This is a genomic window from Mesorhizobium sp. M0119 (assembly GCF_040322615.1).
Lineage (GTDB): Bacteria > Pseudomonadota > Alphaproteobacteria > Rhizobiales > Rhizobiaceae > Mesorhizobium.
In genome coordinates this window covers 1-18918 of record NZ_JAMYTU010000070.1, presented here as the reverse complement: position 1 = coordinate 18918, position 18918 = coordinate 1, and the positions used below count along the sequence as shown (strand labels likewise).

Annotated in this window: 20 protein-coding genes; 12 read left to right on the top strand and 8 right to left on the bottom strand. The window is 63.6% G+C overall.

Translation table 11 applies throughout. From position 1 onward, the window contains the following. Positions 1 to 92: 92 nt before the first annotated feature. Positions 93 to 266 (bottom strand): hypothetical protein, encoded by a 174-nt coding sequence (locus NKJ40_RS30695; protein ID WP_023677660.1) that lies wholly within the window; start codon positions 264 to 266, stop codon positions 93 to 95. 132 nt (positions 267 to 398) lie between these two features. Here NKJ40_RS30695 and NKJ40_RS30690 point away from each other — a divergent pair, with 132 nt between their 5' ends. The 7 genes from NKJ40_RS30690 (at position 399) to NKJ40_RS30660 (ending at position 9571) form a co-directional block, all read left to right on the top strand. Beyond that, a complete protein-coding gene (locus NKJ40_RS30690) occupies positions 399 to 578 on the top strand; it encodes a hypothetical protein (RefSeq protein ID WP_352469242.1) in 180 nt (59 codons plus the stop codon). Between the two features lie 437 nt (positions 579 to 1015). Beyond that, entirely contained in the window at positions 1016 to 2893 is a 1878-nt protein-coding gene (locus NKJ40_RS30685; RefSeq protein ID WP_352469241.1) for an ABC-F family ATP-binding cassette domain-containing protein, read from the top strand. Positions 2894 to 3138: 245 nt separating this feature from the next. Continuing rightward, the gene (locus tag NKJ40_RS30680; protein WP_352469240.1) at positions 3139 to 5247 is read left to right on the top strand and encodes a molybdopterin-containing oxidoreductase family protein; all 2109 of its coding nucleotides are present in this window, start codon (positions 3139 to 3141) and stop codon (positions 5245 to 5247) included. A 56-nt stretch (positions 5248 to 5303) separates the two neighbouring features. Further along, positions 5304 to 6002 (top strand): DUF2270 domain-containing protein, encoded by a 699-nt coding sequence (locus NKJ40_RS30675; RefSeq protein ID WP_352469239.1) that lies wholly within the window; start codon positions 5304 to 5306, stop codon positions 6000 to 6002. A gap of 185 nt (positions 6003 to 6187) precedes the next feature. Further along, positions 6188 to 8410 (top strand): cation:proton antiporter domain-containing protein, encoded by a 2223-nt coding sequence (locus NKJ40_RS30670; protein ID WP_352469243.1) that lies wholly within the window; start codon positions 6188 to 6190, stop codon positions 8408 to 8410. Positions 8411 to 8789: 379 nt separating this feature from the next. Continuing rightward, a complete protein-coding gene (locus NKJ40_RS30665) occupies positions 8790 to 9023 on the top strand; it encodes a DUF680 domain-containing protein (RefSeq protein ID WP_352469238.1) in 234 nt (77 codons plus the stop codon). A 275-nt stretch (positions 9024 to 9298) separates the two neighbouring features. Further along, complete coding sequence (locus tag NKJ40_RS30660) at positions 9299 to 9571, top strand: DUF680 domain-containing protein (protein ID WP_352469237.1); 273 nt, start codon at positions 9299 to 9301, stop codon at positions 9569 to 9571. 113 nt (positions 9572 to 9684) lie between these two features. Here the strand turns inward: NKJ40_RS30660 and NKJ40_RS30655 are convergent, their stop codons facing one another. Genes NKJ40_RS30655 through purM form a run of 5 tightly spaced genes read right to left on the bottom strand, consistent with a single transcriptional unit; the run spans position 9685 to position 12606 of the window. Continuing rightward, positions 9685 to 10200 carry a SixA phosphatase family protein gene (locus tag NKJ40_RS30655; RefSeq protein ID WP_352469236.1) on the bottom strand — a complete coding sequence of 172 codons (516 nt, stop codon included), beginning with the start codon at positions 10198 to 10200 and terminating at the stop codon, positions 9685 to 9687. Positions 10201 to 10204: 4 nt separating this feature from the next. Further along, a complete protein-coding gene (locus NKJ40_RS30650; RefSeq protein WP_352469235.1) occupies positions 10205 to 10498 on the bottom strand; it encodes a type II toxin-antitoxin system RelE/ParE family toxin in 294 nt (97 codons plus the stop codon). After that, entirely contained in the window at positions 10491 to 10778 is a 288-nt protein-coding gene (locus NKJ40_RS30645; RefSeq protein WP_352469234.1) for a type II toxin-antitoxin system ParD family antitoxin, read from the bottom strand. The genes NKJ40_RS30650 and NKJ40_RS30645 overlap by 8 nt, the downstream gene beginning before the upstream one ends. Before the next feature lie 59 nt (positions 10779 to 10837). Then, positions 10838 to 11545, bottom strand: coding sequence for a phosphoribosylglycinamide formyltransferase (gene purN, locus NKJ40_RS30640; protein WP_352469233.1), 708 nt, complete (start codon positions 11543 to 11545; stop codon positions 10838 to 10840). Continuing rightward, complete coding sequence (gene purM, locus NKJ40_RS30635; protein WP_352469232.1) at positions 11542 to 12606, bottom strand: phosphoribosylformylglycinamidine cyclo-ligase; 1065 nt, start codon at positions 12604 to 12606, stop codon at positions 11542 to 11544. Before purM ends, purN begins: the two co-directional genes overlap by 4 nt. Positions 12607 to 12671: 65 nt before the next feature. Here purM and NKJ40_RS30630 point away from each other — a divergent pair, with 65 nt between their 5' ends. Next, the gene (locus NKJ40_RS30630; RefSeq protein WP_352469231.1) at positions 12672 to 13178 is read left to right on the top strand and encodes a hypothetical protein; all 507 of its coding nucleotides are present in this window, start codon (positions 12672 to 12674) and stop codon (positions 13176 to 13178) included. An 83-nt stretch (positions 13179 to 13261) separates the two neighbouring features. On the opposite strand, the gene NKJ40_RS30625 is transcribed toward NKJ40_RS30630, so the two are convergent. After that, positions 13262 to 13954, bottom strand: coding sequence for a hypothetical protein (locus NKJ40_RS30625; RefSeq protein WP_352469230.1), 693 nt, complete (start codon positions 13952 to 13954; stop codon positions 13262 to 13264). Between the two features lie 141 nt (positions 13955 to 14095). On the opposite strand from NKJ40_RS30625, the gene NKJ40_RS30620 reads away from it, so the two are divergent. The 3 genes from NKJ40_RS30620 to hdaA are packed head-to-tail and all read left to right on the top strand — an operon-like array spanning position 14096 to position 16588. Then, positions 14096 to 14653, top strand: coding sequence for a CDP-alcohol phosphatidyltransferase family protein (locus tag NKJ40_RS30620; protein WP_352469229.1), 558 nt, complete (start codon positions 14096 to 14098; stop codon positions 14651 to 14653). Then, complete coding sequence (locus NKJ40_RS30615; RefSeq protein ID WP_352469228.1) at positions 14625 to 15881, top strand: AI-2E family transporter; 1257 nt, start codon at positions 14625 to 14627, stop codon at positions 15879 to 15881. The genes NKJ40_RS30620 and NKJ40_RS30615 overlap by 29 nt, the downstream gene beginning before the upstream one ends. 5 nt (positions 15882 to 15886) lie before the next feature. After that, positions 15887 to 16588, top strand: a complete 702-nt coding sequence (gene hdaA / locus NKJ40_RS30610) for a DnaA regulatory inactivator HdaA (protein ID WP_292659329.1) — start codon at positions 15887 to 15889, stop codon at positions 16586 to 16588. 205 nt (positions 16589 to 16793) lie between these two features. Here the strand turns inward: hdaA and NKJ40_RS30605 are convergent, their stop codons facing one another. Further along, a complete protein-coding gene (locus tag NKJ40_RS30605; RefSeq protein ID WP_352469227.1) occupies positions 16794 to 17804 on the bottom strand; it encodes a GlxA family transcriptional regulator in 1011 nt (336 codons plus the stop codon). A gap of 129 nt (positions 17805 to 17933) precedes the next feature. On the opposite strand from NKJ40_RS30605, the gene NKJ40_RS30600 reads away from it, so the two are divergent. Further along, a complete protein-coding gene (locus tag NKJ40_RS30600) occupies positions 17934 to 18761 on the top strand; it encodes an alpha/beta fold hydrolase (protein WP_352469226.1) in 828 nt (275 codons plus the stop codon). Positions 18762 to 18918: the final 157 nt, after the last annotated feature.

The following is an 18918-nucleotide window of genomic DNA, read 5'->3' as shown; positions in this document are numbered from 1 at the left end:
ATCCGATGCTGGCCTCCACTCCAGCCAGCATCTTGAATCACAAAACAGATAAATCTGGAATCCCCTTTGATTCCGTCAAAGGGGGAACCGCTCTAACGCTCGGGCTCGACGCCCATCCTTGCCGATTGCCGCCGCAGCGCCTCGCGATCGTCCTGTGGCGGCGGCAGCAGCAGCGGATCAAAATCGTCGGGCACCTCGTCGATCACTTTCTTGGCGACGCGATAGGCGACATAGACGATTGCCCCGGCAATGAGCAGACGGATCATGCCTTCCTCCATTGATTGTGGAGCAACCGGAGACGCGGCATTTTGTTCCCCGGCTCCTTGGCGAATGCGGGAACGACACCGGCCGCGCAACCAAATCGCCGACGCCTCGTTGTCGGGCGAGAGGAGACTGCGATGAAAAAGCGCTCAATCCTGCTACTTGTGGCAGCTCTGACTGTTGCGGGTTGCGACAACAACATCCAGCCGACCAAGGCCCCTGGCGACACGGTCGAGCAGAACCCGCAGATCGACAAGAATCCGGTGCCGAAGTCGACGACCGGCGGCGATCAGCCCGGCACGCCGCCGAAACAATGACCACCTGAAATAGCATCGGCACCGGTCAAAGAGGTGGCCGGCGCCGCTTGGGAGGAAGCTGATGGCGCCGGCCAGGCGGAGATCAGGCCCGCCGCACATCCAAGGATAGCCGAGTCTTTCCGCAGCGTCATGGTCGATAGCGTACAGACGGCACGCCCCTGTGGACAAACCTGCCGGCCACGCCAGCGTTTGTTCATCAACACATGGAACAAACACGGCTGCTGCGTGTTTGGGTGTCGATCGGACGCTCCCAAGGCCGCCGTTCACGAAAGAACCCGCTCTCCTTGTCCCCCCTCAGGATAGCGGGTTCTTTTTGCGTCTTGCGGGAGTCGCCGCCAGGCGGATTGACTTACCTGCTTGCCGGTTTTCGCGCCTTATGCGGCGAACCGGGGCTCCAGCCCTTGCGAAGCATGGTTGTCCCGTGCAAAAGCGCGGCCATGCTGATCATCAACGACCTTTCGCTCCGCATGGCCGGACGCCTGCTTCTCGACCATGCCTCGCTGACCTTGCCGGCCGGCAGCAAGGCTGGCCTTGTCGGTCGCAACGGCACCGGCAAGACGACCTTGTTCAAGGCAATCACCGGCGATCTCGCCTCCGAGACCGGCTCGATCAGCCTGCCCAAAAACACGCGCATCGGCCAGGTCGCGCAGGAAGCGCCGGGCACCGAGGAGCCGCTGATCGAGATCGTGCTCAAGGCCGATCTTGAGCGGAGTGCACTGCTCGAAGAGGAAAAGACGGCGGCCGATCCGCACCGCATCGCCGACATCCACATGCGGCTGGCCGATATCGATGCGCACTCGGCCGAGTCACGCGCGGCGACCATTCTCGCCGGCCTCGGCTTCGACGATGCCGCGCAGCGGCGCCCGGCCTCGTCCTTCTCCGGCGGCTGGCGCATGCGCGTCGCGCTGGCCGCCGTGTTGTTTGCCGAGCCCGATCTGCTGCTGCTCGACGAGCCGACCAATTATCTCGACCTCGAAGGCACGCTGTGGCTGGAAAACTACGTATCGAAATACCCGCACACCGTGCTCTTGATTTCGCACGATCGCGACCTGCTCAACCGCGCCGTCAACTCGATCGTCCATCTCGACCAGAAGAAGCTGACCTTCTGGCGCGGCGGCTACGATCAGTTCGAGCGCCAATATACCGAGCAGCGCGAATTGCAGGAGAAGGGCCGCGTCAAGCAGGAAGCCGCGCGCAAGCATATGGAATCCTTCGTCGAGCGCTTCCGCGCCAAGGCGTCGAAGGCGAGGCAGGCGCAGTCGCGCATCAAGGCGCTGGAGAAGATGAAGCCGATCGCCGCGATCGTGAACGACACGGTTCGGCCGTTCTCTTTTCCGGAGCCGGTGAAGACGGTGGCCTCGCCGATCATCGCGCTGAACAACGTTAATGTCGGCTATACCGAGGGCGAGCCGATCCTGAAGAAGATGACGCTGCGCATCGATGCCGACGACCGCATCGCGCTGCTCGGCGCCAATGGCAACGGCAAGTCGACCTTCGCCAAGCTTTTGGCCGGCCGCCTGAAGCAGGAGACCGGCAGCATGACCGTGGCGCCCGGGCTTAAGGTGGCAATCTTCGCCCAGCACCAGCTCGACGACCTCAGGCCCGACGAAAACGCGTACGAGCATGTCCGCCGGCTGATGCCGGAAGCGCCGGAATCAAAGGTGCGCGGCCGCGTCGCCCAGTTCGGCCTGACCACCGAGAAGATGAACACCGCCGCCAAGGACCTGTCCGGCGGCGAGAAGGCCCGGCTGCTGATGGGCCTGTCGGCCTTCGAGGGTCCGAACCTGTTCATCCTCGATGAACCGACCAACCATCTCGACATCGACAGCCGTGAATCGCTGATCCATGCGCTGAACGATTTTCCCGGTGCCGTCATCCTGATCTCGCACGACCGCCATCTCCTCGAAGCGACCGCCGACCGGCTCTGGCTGGTCAAGGACGGCGCGGTCAATCCGTATGACGGCGACCTCGAGGATTACAAGACGCTGGTCACCGGCGTCTCGGGCGACCGCCGCGGCAAGCGCGAGGCGGACAAAGCGTCGAAGGCCGACCGCCGCCGCGATGCAGCCGCGCGCCGCGCCGCCTTCGAGCCACTGGCCAAGGAAATCCGCGCCACCGAAGCGCTGATGGACCGCCTCCGCAAGCGCATCGACCTGATCGAGGATGAACTCGCCAACCCGGCCGTCTACGAAAAGGACCCCTCGACCGCGACAAGGCTGGCCAAGGAGCGCTCACAACTCGCGCAACAGCTGGCCGGCCACGAGGAAAAATGGCTGTCGATGTCGGCGGAGTACGAGGAAGGCACGGCGGAGTAGGTGAGCGTAATCTCCCCCCTCGTGGGGGAGATGCCCGGCAGGGCAGAGGGGGGGCGCTGTCCCGCCAGCCTGACAGCCATTTGGAGCCGCCGGTGGTGGGAGTTTGATCAAGAGCGAGTCACACCGACGACGTTAGCGATCCTTCACGCCCCCCTCTGTCCTGCCGGACATCTCCCCCACTTGGGGGGAGATTGGCTCGCCATCTGGCCCTACACCTGGTTGTCCAAAGCAGTTAGTTTGCTCCCATGAATCAGCACGCCAAGCTCAAAATCGGCCATTCGGCCTGTCCGCATGATTGCCCTTCGACCTGCGCGCTCGAGGTCGAGCTGCTCGACGCCAGGCGTATCGGCCGCGTCCATGGCGCCAAGGCCAACAGCTATACGGCCGGCGTCATCTGCGCCAAGGTCGCCCGTTATGCCGATCGCATTCATCATCCCGACCGCCTGCTGAAGCCGCTGGTCCGTGCCGGCGCCAAGGGCGAGGGCGTATGGAAGGAAGCGAGCTGGGAGGCCGCGCTCGACCTTGTCGCCGAAAAATTCATCGCGGCGGAGGCAAAATACGGCTCGGAGACGGTCTGGCCCTATTACTATGCCGGCACGATGGGGCTGGTGCAGCGTGACGGCATCGAGCGGCTCAGGCACGCCAAAAAATACTCCGGCTTCTTCGGTTCGATCTGCACCAATCTGGCGTGGACCGGCTGGATGATGGGCGCCGGCGCGCTGCGCGGCCCCGACCCGCGCGAGATGGCAAAGTCCGACTGCGTGGTGATCTGGGGCACCAATGCCGTGGTCACGCAGGTCAACGTCATGACCCACGCCATCAAGGCGCGCAAGGAACGCGGCGCCAAGATCGTCGTCATTGACGTTTACGAGAATGCGACGATGAAGCAGGCTGATCTCGGCCTGGTGCTGAAGCCCGGCACCGACGGCGCTTTGGCGTGCGCGGTGATGCACGTGCTGTTCCGTGACGGCATGGCCGACCGCGCCTATTTGGAAAAATACACCGACGACCCGCACGGTCTGGAAGCGCATCTCAAGACGCGGACGCCGCAATGGGCCGCCGACATCACCGGGCTTTCCGTCGACGAAATCGAGGCCTTCGCCCGTCTCGTCGGCACGACGAAGAAGACCTATTTCCGTCTCGGCTACGGTTTTTCGCGGCAGCGCAACGGTTCGGTCAACATGCACGCCGCAGCCTCGATCGCGGCGGTCACCGGCTGCTGGCAATATGAGGGCGGCGGCGCCTTCCATACCAATTCGGGCATCTTCAAGCTCAACCAGGAACTGCTCGAAGGCACGCGGATGCGCGACCCCGCGATCCGTCATCTCGACCATTCGCGCATCGGCCCGGTGCTGACCGGGGCTGAAGATGCGCTCTATGGCGGCCCGCCGGTGACGGCGCTGCTGATCCAGAACACCAATCCGGTCAATGTCGCGCCGGAGCAGCGGCTGGTGAAGCAGGGTTTTCTGCGCGACGATCTATTTTCCTGCGTGCATGAGCAGTTCATGACCGACACCGCCAAACTCGCCGATGTGGTGCTGCCGGCGACGATGTTTCTCGAGCATGACGACGTCTACAAGGGCGGCGGCAACCAGCACATCACGCTCGGGCCGAAGCTGATCGACCCGCCGGAAGGACCGCGCACGAATCATTTCGTCATCGAGGAGCTCGGCAAAAGGCTCGGTGTCGCCGATCGCCCGGGCTTCGGCATGACCGAGCAGCAGCATATCGATGTCATTCTCGGCAAGCGCGGGCTGGGCAGCTTTTCGAGCCTGAAAGAGCAGAAATGGGTCGATTTGCAGCCGGATTTCGCGGCCGCGCACTTCCTGGACGGCTTCGGCCATGCCGACAAGAAATTCCATTTTCGCGCCGACTGGACGGGCCAGGCGTCGCCCAATCGGCCACCGAAAACCATGGGCCTGTTCGGGCCGGTGGCGCGCCTGCCGGAATTCCCCGATCATGTCGACCTGATCGAGGTGGCGGACGAGGCGCACCCGTTCCGGTTGACCACCTCGCCGGCGCGCAATTTCCTCAATTCGACCTTCACCGAAACGCCGGTGTCGCAGGCAAAAGAGCGCCGGCCGGAGCTGCTCGTGCATCCCGATGATGCGGCGGCACTCGGCGTCGCCGACGGCGGCCGCGTCGAAGTCGGCAACCAGCGTGGCGAAGTGGTGCTGCACGCAAAGCTGTTCGACGGCATCAAGCGCGGCGTCGTGGTCGCCGAAGGCATCTGGCCGAACAGCGCCCATGAGCGCGGCGAGGGCATCAACGTGCTGACCGGCGCCGATGCGCCGGCGCCCTATGGCGGCGCCGCCTTCCACGACAACAAGGTCTGGCTGCGCCCGGCGGATTGAGCGTCGGAACGATATCTCCATCCGGCCGTTTTCGCGTGGCGGGTGGAGGCATGGTCATGGCAGAAGCGTTGGCGGCGCCGGATCCCATCGGAAGGACACTGTCGTCCGGCGAACTCGTAACCACGATGTCCCACTTTCATCGCGCCGAGATTGCGCGCATGGCTGGGTGGCGCGACCGCCTGGACCGGACGAGCAACTGGGCGATAACCGTTGTCGCGGCGATGCTGTCCGTCTCGCTTTCGACAGCCAGCGCTCACCATGGCGTGCTGCTGTTTGCCATGCTGCTTGTTCTGCTGCTGCTGTGGATAGAGGCGCGGCGATACCGCTTCTTCGACTTCTATCGGGCTCGCGTGCGCCAGTTCGAACGGCACTATTTCGCGCAGGTATTCTCGCCGCAGCCGGATTTCGCGTCCGATTGGCTGTTGATCGTCGGCGAGAGCCTGCGCGCACCAAAATTCCTGATTTCGCAACGAGTGGCTTTGGCGCGCCGCCTGCGTCGCAATTACATCTACATGCTGCTGATCCTGCTGCTGGCCTGGATCCTCAAACTGTCGACCCCCAGCCTCTTAAACGAAGGCGTCCGCATCGGTTTCGTTGGGTCGATGCGTGAGGCCGTCACCAGTGCTGCCTTAGGCCCAGTTCCGGGCCCGGTCATCGTCGTGCTGGTCGCCGTCCTCTATGCCGGCCTATTGGTGGCAGCCTTCCTGACGGAGAGCGACGACGGCGAACTCTCCTTCGGTGACGTCCACGTCTAGCAACGCCCTGTCTGGCAACGCAACGCGCTGTCGCGCGTTGTTGGACACGTGCATTGGGCGATGGGGGTTTCATGGCTTGGCAGGCTCCGACACGTTCCAGCCTGGCGCTGCTGGTTTGCGCTTTCGTCCCCGCAGGCGCGGCCTGGGCGGCGGAGACGCTCGTTGCCGGTACCCGGGCATCGGGCATGGGCGGTTCGGGCGAGGGCGCTTTCGTCGCCGAGATCGTGCTTCTCCTGCTTGTCGGGCGCGGCCTGGGCGAAGTGCTGCAGCGCTATGGCCAACCGGCAATTATGGGCCAACTGATCGGCGGCATCCTGCTCGGTCCTTCGCTGTTTGGCTGGCTGTGGCCGTCGGCCCAGCACCTGGTCTTTCCCAGCGATCCCGCGCAAAAGGGCATGATCGACGCGGTCTCGCAACTCGGCATCCTGATGCTGCTTTTGCTGACCGGCATGGAGACGGACCTGCGGCTGGTGCGCCGGGTTGGCGCGGCCTGTTTTTCCATTTCGGCTACCGGCGTCGTGGTGCCCTTCATCTTCGGTTTCGCGCTGGCGCAGTTCCTGCCGGACGCATTGCTGGCTGACCCCACGCAACGCACCGTCGCCGGGCTGTTCCTGGGCACCGCGCTGTCGATCTCGTCGGTCAAGGTCGTCGCCATGGTGGTGCGCGAAATGAACTTCATGCGCCGCAACCTCGGACAGGTGATTATTTCCTCGGCGATCATCGAGGACACGATCGGCTGGCTGGTCATCGCCGTAACCTTCGGTATCGCCACCAACGGCAGGCTGCAGCTCGCGCCGCTGGTGACCACCATCGCCGCGGTGGCACTGTTCATGGTGTTCTCCTTCACCATCGGCCGCCGTCTTGTCTTCACGTTGATCCGCTGGACCAACGATCAATTCCGCAGCGAGTTTGCGGTGATCACCATGATCCTCATCATCATGGGAGCGATGGCGCTGATCACCAATCTGATAGGCGTCCATACCGTGCTGGGGGCGTTCGTCGCCGGCATCCTTGTCGGGGAATCGCCTATCCTCTCCAGCCATATCGAAGGCCAGCTTCGCGGCGTCATCACCGCGCTGTTCATGCCGATCTTCTTCGGCATGGCGGGGCTTTCCGCCGATCTCACCGTGCTCGCCGATCCGACGCTTGCCATGCTGACGGGCGCACTCGTGGTCATCGCCAGCATCGGCAAGTTTGGCGGCGCGTTCATCGGCGCCAAGCTCGCCGCCATGTCGTTCAAGGAAGCAATCGCCGTCGGCAGTGCCATGAACGCGCGCGGCTCGACCGAGGTGATCGTCGCCAGCATCGGCCTGTCGATGAACATCCTGTCGCACAATCTCTTCACCATGATCGTCACCATGGCCGTGATCACCACCTTGGCCATGCCTCCGATGCTGCGCTGGGCGCTCGGCCGGCTGCCGGTTGGGCACGACGAGCAGCAGCGTGTCGAGCGCGAGGCGTTGGACGAATACGGCTTCATTTCCAGGCTGGAGCGGCTGCTGGTGCTGGTCGACGACAGCAGGATCGGCAAGTTCACTGCCCATCTCGCCGGACTGGTCGGCGGAGGCAGCGGCATGCCCACCACCTTGCTTCGCCTGCCCACCACCTTGCTTCAGCCGAAAGACGGCCGAATTGACAGGCCAACCGACAGCAAGGGACAGGAGCGCGCCCTGCAGGAAATCAAGAAGGGTGCAAGAAAAAGCGCCCAGGCGGTGAAACGGATCGAAGATACGCTTGTCGATAAAGTCCACCTGACGGCCCGCACCGAATTGGAAGCCACGGGTAAGACGATCGCCGAAGAGGCCCGCAAGGGATACGGCCTGTTGCTGGTCGGCCTTGACGATGTGCTGACCGCCGATGGCGCCTTCGCGCCGGCCCTCAACGACATTGCCGCAGGATTTGACGGCCCGCTTTGCCTGGTCCTGAACGGCGGCAATGCTGCCGAAAAGATGCCGACGCTGAAGGCCGGCACCAGCATTCTCGTCCCCGTCAACGGTACCCAGGTGGCGCGTCGCGCCGCCGACTTGGCACTGGCGCTGGCCCGTCCAAACCGGGCGCGGATCAAGGTTCTCTACGTCTCGCAAAGGGCAGCCAAGGGCCGCAGGTCGACATCCGTGTCGCATAGCCGCGAAGAGGCCGTGCTGAAAGACATCGCCGATCTGGCGGGCCGGTACGGCCTGCATGTCGACACATCGTTCCATACCCGCGTCACACCCGACAAGGCGATCGCCCGGGAGGCGGCCAAAGGCGCGGCGATCGTCGTGATGGGCGTTACCCAACGTCCGGGTGAGGACCTGTTCTTCGGCGAAACCGCCGGCGCTGTTTTAGCCGCCTGCAACTGCCCCGTCGTGCTTCTGGCCAGCGCGCGGCCCAAGCATGAAACCGCTGGCGCTGAACTGGCAGCGTGATTTTTCATTGCCTATTGATCCGTCGGCAGGCATGTCGATCGAGGCTCTGAAAGCGCTGATCAGCCAAACGTAAAGGAACTCGAACCGAACGGTTCGGTTCTGTTGACGGAGCGTACGGGGAGCGGTGAACGCCGGCTCACAGAATGTTAGCGCCGCAAATCACACCTGTCTGCATAACTAACTGAAAAGAAAGAAGAACATTGTGGCGGGAGGAGCCGCATGTCGAATTTCAAGCGGCCAATTTGGCGCACCCGTACAAAATTTTCGTGATTGGAAACGACAGGCTTGCCGACCCATCTCGGGGTGGTCCGAGCGACGCGAATTCCTCCCAAGGCACGCCACTTGACGGACAGACCAAAGAACTACCGGAGTACCTGAAATGACCAAGATCGCTCTTACCGCCGCCGCCGTCCTTGTTGCCACCGGCACTGCTTTTGCCGGCAGCGACCACTATGGCTCGGACAACGTCAACCAGCCGGCCGCTCCTTCAGCCAACGTCGACAACACGTTCACCGGCTCGATCCGCAAGCCGGTTACTCCCGAGCATACCGGTGCCAAGGCAACCTCCGAGTCGGTGGCGCCTGAATCCGGCCAAGGCATCTGGGGCCGCTGATTATCACGGCCCCGGAATACAAGAGCGGCGGGCTTGGCCCGCTACTCTTGCTTTCGCGTATCAGCCGGGATGAGCGCCGGATAGCATCCTGCGCCGATCGAATACTTTAATTTGCAGGTTTCATCTGTAGCCATGATCTCGGTTACTGAAATCGTCCAGCAACATGCACGTCGGAAAAAGCCGATGCGTATTCGTCGGCGCGGGCAGCGCTCTCATCTCGAATGCGTCGAAAGCAACGACAACTCACGAATGACCAGTACACTGGAGTACCTGAAATGACCAAGATTGCTCTTGCCGTCGCCACCATCGTCCTCATCGCCACGGGCAGCGCCTTTGCCGGCAGTGATCACTATGGTTCGGACGGCGTCAACCAGCCGGCCGCGGCTGTTGGCAACGCGCCTGTCGGCACTATCGACAGCGGGTTTACCGGTTCCATCCGCAAGCCGCTGACGGCTGAGCACAACGCGGTCGACACCGAGGCGACCACCCGCTTCGGCACGGATCAGCCCGTAGTGCCCCAATCTGGCCGGGGCAACTGGGGCCGATAGGTCCTCAAACCCCGGAGCACAAAGAGCGGCGGGCTTGGCCCGCCGCTCTTGTTTGTGCGAAGCTCGGTCGGTCGAAAGGATCGGCGATCCTTCCCCCGGCCTGTTGGTAATCCCTAACGCAGATCCTTCGGCCAAATGCAGTGCGTCAGCCGGGCGCTGCCGAAGCTGAGACCGGCCCAATCGCCATCGACATCGAACCGAGCCAGGGCCGCGGTGGGGAATTTTTCCGCCAGCTTCTTCAGCGCCGCTTCATCCGATCCAGCCCCGGCAAGACCGCGCGCGAACTCCTCCAACCCGGGATTGTGGCCAAGCACCAGCAGCGTTCCGGTCCCCGCCTTTACTTGCCGAACCTTGGCGAGGATGTCCGCCGCCGCTGCCTCGTAGAGCGCCTGGGCAAATTTGGCCTGCACCTTCGCCGGCAATTCCGCCGAGACCAACCGCCACGTGTCGCGGGTGCGCAGTGCCGGCGATACCAGCGCCAGCTCCGGCAGCCAGCCGCGCCGGGCCAGTTCGCGTCCGACCAGCGGCGCTGCCTTTCGCCCGCGCCCGGACAGCGGCCGGTCGAAGTCGATGAGGTCGGGATCATCCCAACTCGACTTGGCGTGACGCAGGAGCAGCAGTTGCTTCATGGATTCAAAATAAGGCCGAAACGTCGCGTGCGCCATGCACGACGCGGACGATCTCGACCCGCTGTTCGGCCAGCCGATAAAGCACGAGATAATTGCCGATCGTCAACGCACGCACATCGGCAGCGATGTCGGGCCTCTTGGGACCGGATTCCGGGAATGTGCCCAATTGCACGATGCGCTCGGCAATAGCATCCAAAAAGCGGTCCACGGCAAGCGGGTTATCCCTTGCAATGCCAAACCAAATATCGATCAGGTCGTCTTCTGCCGCCGGACTGCGGACAATGCGGATGTCAGCCATTCCGCCGGTTTTTGCCGGTGTTGCCCAACCGGCTGCGGGCTTTCTGTTTTATGTCCTCGATGTCGAACGGCGCAAACGGACCGCTCTCCAGCCCTTCCGACCAGGCTTTTCGCAACCGCTCCGCTTCGGCCTCGCGCAAGGGCTGGCGAAGCCGCCATTCGCGCAGTGCCTCGCGGATCACCTCACTTGCCGAACCGTACTGCCCGCTGGCCACCGCGCCTTTGACCATGTCCAGCAGTTCCGGGGAAAGCGCTACGCTGACTTTTTCGACTGTCGCCATCAAGCCGTCTCCTCGCGAAGACGGTAGCAAAATTTGCTACCAAATTCAAGAACTGACTCTTACGGCGTTATCCGCGCCAGGTGCTCGAGATCGGTCTCTTCGCGCAGCGGGTCGGGCGCGATCACCACCGACGTGGCGTTGTCGGCATCGTCGGCGAAGCGCGAAAACACCGTGCGGCCGCCCTCCATTCGCGCCTTGCCTTCGGCGACCAGCCCCAGCGCCAGCGGATAGAGCTGGTGCTCGGCCTTGAGCACGCGCGCGGCCAGCGTATCCTCATTGTCGCCGACCATCACCGGCACGGCGGCCTGGGCGATGATCGGCCCATCATCCATGTCGAGCGTGACGAAATGCACCGTGCAGCCATGGATGCGCATGCCTGCGCGGATGGCTCGAGCGTGCGTATCCAGCCCCTTGAAGGCAGGCAGCAGGGCAGGGTGGATATTGACCATGCGGCCCTGCCACTTCTCGACGAAACGCGCGCCGAGGATGCGCATATAGCCGGCCAGCGCGACGATCTCGGCGCCGAAAGAGACCAGGGCCGCGTCGATCGCCCCGTCATGCGCTTCCTTGCTGGCATGGTCCGAGCGCGAAATCACCCTGGTGGCGATGCCGCGAGCCGCGGCGATGCCGAGACCGGCGGAATTGGCGCGATCGGAGATGACGCCGACGATCTCGGCCGGATAGGCCGGGTTGCCCGCCGCCGCGATCAGCGCCGTCATATTGGAGCCGCGCCCCGAAATAAGCACTACGGTGCGTTTTCTGGTCATAGCCCGATCGAGCCCCGATAGATGACGCCGGCATCGCGGCGCGGCACGATCTGGCCGATCGGCGTCACCGTCTCGCCGGCCTCCTGCAGAACGGCAGCGACCTGCGCCGCCTGGCCGGAGGCGACGACCAGGACCATGCCGATACCGCAATTGAAGGTCCGCATCATCTCTTCCGGCGCGACGCCGCCGGTCTTGGCCAGCCACGAAAACACCGGCGGCACCTCGATGGCCCCGAGATCGAGCTCGGCCGAAAAATCCTTGGGCAGAACGCGCGGGATGTTTTCGGGAAAGCCGCCGCCGGTGATATGGGCCAGCGCCTTGATGCCATGCGTGTTGCGGATCGCCTTGAGGACCGACTTGACGTAGATGCGCGTCGGCTCGAGCAGCGCCTCGGCCAGTGTCGCCTCGTCATTGAACGGCGCCGGATCGCCCCAGCCAAGCCCGCTTACCGCGACGATGCGGCGGACCAGCGAAAAGCCGTTCGAATGCAGGCCCGACGAGGCGAGGCCGAGCAGCACATCGCCTTCGACGATGTCGTCGGTCGGCAACAGCTGGCCGCGTTCGGCGGCACCGACGGCAAAGCCGGCAAGGTCGTAATCCTTATCGTGATACATGCCGGGCATTTCCGCCGTCTCGCCGCCGATCAGCGCGCAGCCGGCCTGCCGGCAGCCGGCGGCGATACCACCGACGATCGAAGCACCCTGGTCGGGATCGAGCTTGCCGGTGGCGAAATAGTCGAGGAAGAACAGCGGCTCGGCGCCTTGCACGACGATGTCGTTGACGCACATGGCGACGAGATCGATGCCGATCGTGTCGTGCTTGCCGGCATCGATGGCGATCTTCAGCTTGGTGCCGACGCCGTCATTGGCGGCGACCAGCACGGGATCGGTAAAGCCGGCTGCCTTGAGATCGAACACGCCGCCGAAGCCGCCGATTTCGCCATCGGCGCCCGGCCGGCGGGTGGCGCGCACCAGCGGCTTGATCTTCTCGACCATGAGATTGCCGGCATCGATGTCGACGCCCGCTTCGGCATAGGTGAGCCCGTTCTTGCGCTTGCTCATTTCCGGCGCCTGCTCATCTGTTGCGCTTGCCTGTCGCTGGTTTCATTCGCTTGCGGGCTCTTCGCATGAACGGTTTTGCCCCGCAAGGCAAGCGCGCGATGATGGTGTTTTCAGTTGGATACCGGCGGAACCGGGCGCGATATACTCCAACAGTAAAAAGAAATCCCCGCCAGAATTGCGGCGAGGCCACCGACGGTGGCAAGAGACCTGATTTCGCCGTCGAAGGGCAGGATTCCATACGAGAAGCCGGCGGCGACCAAAGCCGCCGCGGCAGCCCACAGACCTGGATTTGCAACGACCGACCTCGCGAACAGGAATGCCATGACCGCAGCCGTCAGCCAAAGGGGCCAAGAGACGACCACGCCCACGGCCAGCTCAAGAGCGAAGGCCCACAGAAGATCTTGCGTCGCTATGTAGCGGTGCGGGGTTCCGAAAGATGCGAAAGCCAGGAGACTTTCTGTCAGTCCGGCCAGATAGCAAAGCGTGACTCGCCAAGCGATTGTGATTCTCTGCGCCATCGTCGTTCGGCAGTTGGGAAAATAAGCTATTGCTTTCCCGGGCTCTTCGCATGAACGGCCGCACCTCGCAAGGATGACGGCGGGATCAGACGGTCTTGGCTCGACAAAAGAGTGGATAGTCGCCCAAGTTGCCGCCCTTACGGACGCCCCTCTCGTTCCGCCAGAACCATGTCGACGCGGTCGAGTTGTGCCTTGGCGTAGCCGCTCAGCGCTATTCCGCTATTGTTCGTTCGAATCCAGTGCACAGCCTGCTTCACCCGCTCGTAGTACCCAAGTTCGATTTCGCAGGCAATCAGCGCGAGGATCCGAACTGCGAAGGGCTGTGTGAATTCGTAAGGTTTGTCGAGCAACTCGCTATGTCCGGCGACGTAACTGGCGAGGTCCGGGTTCTGAGCCCTGATCCGTCGCGCCAGCTCGACATATTTCCCCAGCAACCTATCTATGCTCGTCTGGTCAAGGTGCTCGAAGTAACGAGCATAAGCTTTCAGCTCATTGTTAAATATCGTTTCAGGATGAAACTGCGACAGTCCGGGCCAGATCCATTTTTTGCCGTACAGCCTTTCAAGCAACGGCCTGACGGTAAGAAAATCCAGGTAAACGAGCATGTTCACATGAACATCGCCATAGCTCGCAGTAAAGGCCTCTTCGAGAATCAGGCTGATATCGTCGCTCCGGTCGACTTCGAAGACGCCTTTCCGGATGCGGCGAAAGCCATGTCCCGTCATGAACGTATCGAGATACTTACGCGCTTCGCCAACGGCCAAAGACAAGGTTCCACTCCCTCTTTGTTGCGCCATGGTGCCTTGATGGTTGCCGAAGAGTCCAGCCACTGCGCCGCTTGTTCCAAAACAGCTTCGCTGCCAGTGCGCTCTCGACAAACCCGTGCACGGCCCAACTTTTGTCGCTTCTCACTTGCCGTGACCCTCCATCTCCATCATGTATCGACAAACAAGAGCGACGGGATAATGCGTTTGACCATCCCCAACATGATCACGATCATGCGCTTCGTGCTTGTGCCGGCCGTGGTGCTGGCCATGCTGCAGGATCGCTGGGACTGGGCGTTTGCCGGCTTCCTCATTGCCGGCATTTCCGACGGGGTCGACGGCTTCATCGCCCGCCATTTCAATCAGTTTTCCAGGCTCGGCGCCTATCTCGATCCGATGGCCGACAAGCTGCTGCTGGTCTCGGTTTTCGTGGTCCTGGGCTTCAGCGGCGAACTGCCGCTGTGGCTGGTCGTTACCATGGTGTCGCGCGACGCACTGATCGTCTGCGCCGTGCTTTTATCCACCGTCATGGCACATCCCGTCGAGATGAAGCCGCTCCTGGTGTCGAAGGCCAACACCGCGATCCAGATCGTGCTGGCGGCAGTGGTGCTTGGCGAACTCGCCTTCGACATCCGTCTCGATCCGCTGAGGCCGGCCCTCATATTGCTGTCCGGGGTCTTGACCGTGGCTTCGGCCGCGGCCTATCTCGTGGCTTGGCTGAGGCATATGAGCGGCTATGGCGAAGGCTCCACACCCGGCACCTGAACGCGGGGCACCTGAACGCGGGGCACCTGAACGCGGGGCACCTGAACACCGGGCACCTGACGAACGGTCCATCGACGCCGAGGCTGAAGCCGCGGCGGCGGAGGCTTCGGCATCGGCGTCGTTTCGCCGGCAGATCCGCTTCTGGCTGGTCAGCGCCATCATCCTTGCCGTCTTCCTCTATGTCTTCAGCGGCATCCTTCTGCCGTTCGTCGCCGGCATGGTGCTCGCCTATTTCCTCGATCCTGTCGCCGACCGGCTGGAGCGTCTCGGCCTGTCCAGGCTGATGGCGACGGTGGTCATCCTCATCGCCTTCATCGTCGTCCTGGTGCTGGCCGTCGTCATCCTGGTTCCGGTGCTCGCCTCGCAGATGGCTGATTTCGCCAGTAAGCTGCCGGACTATCTGACTCGGCTGCAAGGCCTGATCACCAGCTTCGACCCGAAATGGCTGGAAGAGAAATTTGGCGTCGACGCCAATGGCCTGCGCGAAGGCTTGAACTCGCTGCTGACCTCCGGCTTCGGCCTCCTGACGACTGTCTTCACCTCGATCTGGAGCTCCGGCGTGGCGCTGGTCTCGGTCGTCAGCCTGTTTGTGGTAACGCCGGTCGTCGCCTTCTACATGCTGCTCGACTGGGACCGCATGGTGGCAATCGTCGACAGCTGGGTGCCGCGCGACTATGTCAAGACCGTCAGGACGATCGCCAGGGACATCAACACGGCGACCGCCGGCTTCGTGCGCGGCCAGGGCACGTTGTGCCTGGTGCTCGGCGCCATGTATGCCACCGGCCTGACACTGACGGGCCTAAATTTCGGCATCCTCATCGGCCTGTTCGCCGGGCTGATCTCGTTCATCCCGTATGTCGGCTCGCTGACCGGCCTGGTGCTCGCCGTCGGCGTCGCCTTCGTCCAGTTCTGGCCGGACTGGACCATGGTCGCGGCGGTTGCCGGCGTGTTCTTCGTCGGCCAGTTCATCGAGGGCAACATCCTGCAGCCCAGGCTGGTCGGCAAGAGCGTCGGCCTGCATCCGGTGTGGCTGATGTTTGCGCTGTTTGCCTTCGGCGCGCTGTTCGGCTTCGTCGGCCTGCTGATCGCCGTGCCGGCTTCCGCCGCCGTTGCCGTTCTGGTGCGTTTCGCCATCGCGCGCTACCTCGAATCGCCCCTCTACAAGGGCCATTCCGACGAGCCGGTGCCGCCGTTGCAGGTGCGCCGCCGCGGGGGCGCGCGCGGTTGAGCCAGATGCCGGACAAGATCGATCCGCCGCGTCAATTGCCGCTCGATCTAGGCCACGGCACCGGCTATTCGCGCGACGAGCTCGTCGTCTCCAGCACCAACAGCCAGGCCGCGGCACTTGTCGACCGCTGGCCGGACTGGCCCTCGCCGGTCGTCGTGCTGGCCGGGCCGGCCGGCTCGGGGAAAACCCATCTGGCCTCGATTTGGCGGACCCGTGCCGGCGCCGTGAAAGTGGAGGCCGGCCGCATCGGCGACTGCATCGAAACCCTCGGCCCGCGCCCGGCCCTGATCGACGACGTCGATGCCGGCCCGGTCGACGAGCACGGCCTGTTCCACCTGATCAACGCGGTGCGCGGCGCCGGCTCGAGCTTGCTGTTGACGGCGCGGCGCTTCCCGTCCGCCTGGGGCGTCAGGCTGCCCGACCTGGCGTCGCGGCTCAAGGCCGCGGCGACCATCGAGATCCACGAGCCCGACGATCTTCTGCTGGCCGGCGTCATCACAAAGCTGTTCGCCGATCGCCAGGTCGAGGTCGAGCCGCATGTCGTGCAATATCTGGTACGCCGCATCGAGCGCTCGCTGGCCACTGCCATGCGCGTGGTCGAACGGCTCGACCGCACCGCGCTCGAGCGCAAGACGCCGATCACCCGCGCCCTGGCAGCCGAGACGGTCAGCGCCATGGACGAAGGGCAGGGCGAGTTCGAGATTTGACGATTCCAGTTCCGCCACTGTCCCATTTCGAGAAAAAAGGCTGGCATCGGTCTTGCAGCAAGGAGCTTGCCGGCTAATCCCGGTCCTGATTGCGTATCAATCAGGTAAGTAGGCTCGCCGGGAGATGGGTGGTTGGGGTTCTCTTCCCGGCGAGCTTGCCTTTGGCAGCATCGAATCGATAGCGCCATTGCGCGGCGGCTGGGCCTCAGCTTTCGTCTCTCGCAAGCGCCGCTCGTTCCGCGCCGAAGCGCCGGCGATAATCGCCGGGCACCAGCCCGGTTATCCTGGCGAATACTTTGCGGAAGGAGCCGGGATCGTCATAGCCGACCTCCCAGGCGATTTGGTCGATCGACAGTATCGTGGTTTCCAGCATCTCGCGCGCCTTGCCGACGCGCAGGTGTTGACAATATTCGGTCGGCCTGAGGCCAGTAGCCTTGCGGAAGCGCCGCAGGAAAGTCCGCTCCTCCAGCCCGGCATGCTCGGCCATGGCGCCGAGCGTCACATCGCGGGCGCCGTTCGCCTGAAGCCAATGCTGCACCTTGAGGATCGCTTCGTCGTCATGGGTCAGCCGCGGCGCAAACGGGCTGTAAAAACGTTGCTCGCGGCCCGGCGGGTCGACCAGCATGAAACGCGCCGTGTCCATCATGACGGCCGACCCGAGCACCCTGTCCACCAGCTTCAGGCCGAGGTCGGTCCAGGCCATGTAGCCGCCCGCTGTGATGATGTCGCCATCGTCGATGACCAGCCTGTCGGCGTCGAGCAGGATGTCTGGAAAGCGTAGCGCCAGCGCGTCGCGATAGGCCCAGTGCGTTGTCGCCGCGCGACCGGACAACAGGCCGGTCTCGGCAAGCACGAAGGCGCCGGCACAGACCGAACCGAGCGTCGCGCCTGCCGTGTGGCGGTCCCTGAGCCAGCCGGCATAGGGCGCGGCCGCCTCGCGAGGGATCGGCTGCAGCAGGGTCGGCGGCAGGATGACCATGGCCGGTCCATTGCCCCGAGTTGGACCGCTGTCCCCGGGCTCGCTGTCGAAAACGCGGATGACGGCGCTCTCCTGCAGCCGCCAATGGCTGACGCGAAGCCTCGCCGCCTCCGGCGACCGCTCGACAGCCAGCCGGTTTGCCAGCATAAAAAGATCGGTCAGGCCGAGCACGGCTGCTTCCTGCACTCCGGGATACAACACAAGGCCGATTTCGATCAGATCACGTGCCGCCGTCATTTGTCAGTTTTGCCACGTCGAATGTCCATTTTGCCAATGCTCACCCTGACCGCACTGTTATAATTTGTCCAGCTGAAGGGGCTAAGAGCTTCTCTGTTACCCCTGACTTTTCCACCAAGGAGTAGAACGATGAGCACATTCACCACCCATGACGGCACCGAGATTTTCTACAAGGATTGGGGCAAGGGCCAGCCGATCGTGTTCCATCACGGCTGGCCGCTGAGCTCAGACGACTGGGACAACCAGATGCTGTTCTTCCTCGAAAAGGGCTACCGCGTCATCGCCCATGACCGCCGCGGCCACGGCCGCTCGTCGCAGACCGCAACCGGCAACGAAATGGACACCTACGCCGCCGATGTTGCGGCCCTGGCGGCGCATCTCGATCTCAGGGATGCGATCCACATCGGCCACTCGACCGGTGGCGGCGAGGTGGCGCGTTACGTCGCGCTTTATGGCGGCGGCGGCCGTGTTGCCAAGGCGGTGCTGATCGGCGCGGTGCCGCCGATCATGGTCAAGACCGACAGCAACCCCGGCGGCTTGCCGATCGAAGTCTTCGACGGCTTTCGCGCGGCTCTGGCCGCTAACCGGGCCCAATTCTACAGGGAGGTGCCGGCCGGCCCGTTCTATGGCTTCAACCGCGAGGGCGCCAAGATCTCGCAAGGCGCCGTCGACAATTGGTGGCGCCAGGGCATGATGGGCGGAGCCAAAGCCCATTACGACTGCATCAAGGCATTCTCGGAGACGGATTTCACCGACGATCTCAAAAAGATCGACGTACCCGTCCTGATCATGCATGGCGACGACGACCAGATCGTGCCGATCGCCGATTCCGCGCTGCTTGCGGCCAAGCTGGTGAAGCACGGCACGCTCAAGGTCTACAAAGGCCTGCCGCACGGCATGTGCACCACCCATCCGGAGATCATCAATCCGGATCTGCTGGCCTTCATTCAGGGCTGACGGCTGGATATCGGACGGGCAGCGCTGGATCCGCGCAGTCCGTCCGTTGCCCAGCATGATACGGCGGGGGGGGGGGGGGGGGGGGGGGGCGCGGCGCGGGCGGGGGGGGGCGGCGGGGCGGGCGCCGCGGGCGCGGCCCGGAGCGCGGGGGTCGCGG